This is a genomic window from Acinetobacter sp. CWB-G5, from assembly GCF_019209785.1.
Lineage (GTDB): Bacteria > Pseudomonadota > Gammaproteobacteria > Pseudomonadales > Moraxellaceae > Acinetobacter > Acinetobacter johnsonii.
Map to the genome: position 1 here is coordinate 1,071 of NZ_JAHUTF010000024.1, position 1,755 is coordinate 2,825.

At 47.6% G+C, this 1,755-nt stretch carries 1 tRNA gene and 2 rRNA genes (1 of these 3 cut by a window edge); all 3 read left to right on the forward strand.

What is annotated here, in order from left to right:
• A 16S ribosomal RNA gene (locus KVY11_RS16500) occupies nucleotides 1-405 on the forward strand (its annotated part extends 1,070 nt beyond the left edge of the window); the annotation flags it as partial.
• Between the two features lie 93 nt (nucleotides 406-498).
• Nucleotides 499-571: transfer RNA gene (locus KVY11_RS16505), tRNA-Ala, on the forward strand.
• A gap of 138 nt (nucleotides 572-709) precedes the next feature.
• Nucleotides 710-1,755, forward strand: a 23S ribosomal RNA gene (locus tag KVY11_RS16510); the annotation flags it as partial.

Here is a 1,755-nt window from a genome sequence, read left to right on the forward strand (position 1 = left end):
AGTTGGGCACTCTAACGAGACTGCCGGTGATAAACCGGAGGAAGGTGGGGATGACGTCAAATCATCATGCCCCTTATGACCTGGGCTACACACGTGCTACAATGGATGGTACAACGAGTCGCGAGACAGTGATGTTTAGCTAATCTCTTAAAACCATTCTCAGTTCGGATTGTAGGCTGCAACTCGCCTACATGAAGTCGGAATCGCTAGTAATCGCGGATCAGCACGCCGCGGTGAATACGTTCCCGGGCCTTGTACACACCGCCCGTCACACCACGGGAGTTGGGAGTACCCGAAGTAGGTTGCCTAACCGCAAGGAGGGCGCTTCCTAAGGTAAGACCGATGACTGGGGTGAAGTCGTAACAAGGTAGCCGTATCGGAAGGTGCGGCTGGATCACCTCCTTTCTAAGGAATATATACAAAGACGTGAGCATTCAACTTTATTCAGTTTTGAGGGGTTTAGTGATAAACCTAAGCAAGAATCAAATTCTTGATTGTGGGGCCTTAGCTCAGCTGGGAGAGCGCCTGCTTTGCACGCAGGAGGTCAGCGGTTCGATCCCGCTAGGCTCCATTGTCAGACAAGACGTTAAAATCACTTGAACATTGAAAACTAAATAACAATATCTAATAACGATAAATAAACCAAAAGCTGTGAATTTTAAAGAATTTACAAACTTATACTTGAAAAACGATGATTATAAATCATCATGGCAAAGTTAATAAGGGCGCACGGTGGATGCCTTGGCACTAAGAGCCGATGAAGGACGTGACTAACGACGATATTCTAGGGGGAGCAGTAAGTACGCATTGATCCCTAGGTCTCCGAATGGGGAAACCCAGCTGCTACTAGCAGTTATTCATGAGTGAATACATAGCTCATGTAAAGGTAACGCAGAGAACTGAAACATCTAAGTACCTGCAGGAAGAGAAAGTAAAAACGATTTCGTAAGTAGCGGCGAGCGAACGCGAAGAAGGGCAAACCAAGAAGCTTGCTTCTTGGGGTTGTAGGACTGCAACGTGGACTTAAGCATTATAGTCGAATAACCTGGGAAGGTTAATCAAAGAGGGTAATAATCCCGTAGACGAAATAGCGCTTATACCTAGCAGTATCCTGAGTAGGGCTGGACACGCGAAATCCAGTTTGAATCCGGGAGGACCATCTCCCAACCCTAAATACTCCTTAGTGACCGATAGTGAACCAGTACCGTGAGGGAAAGGTGAAAAGAACCCCGAGAGGGGAGTGAAATAGCACCTGAAACCGTGTGCCTACAAGAAGTTCGAGCCCGTTAATGGGTGAGAGCGTGCCTTTTGTAGAATGAACCGGCGAGTTACGTTATGATGCGAGGTTAAGTTGAAGAGACGGAGCCGTAGGGAAACCGAGTCTGAATAGGGCGACTTAGTATCATGATGTAGACCCGAAACCTAGTGACCTATCCATGAGCAGGGTGAAGGTGTGGTAAGACGCACTGGAGGCCCGAACCAGGACACGTTGAAAAGTGTTTGGATGACTTGTGGATAGCGGAGAAATTCCAAACGAACTGGGAGATAGCTGGTTCTCTCCGAAATAGCTTTAGGGCTAGCGTCGAAATGTAAGTGTATTGGAGGTAGAGCACTGTTTGGGTGAGGGGTCCGTCTAGGATTACCAATCTCAGATAAACTCCGAATGCTAATACACATGTTCGGCAGTCAGACTGCGAGTGCTAAGATCCGTAGTCGAAAGGGAAACAGCCCAGACCAACAGCTAAGGTCCCAAAA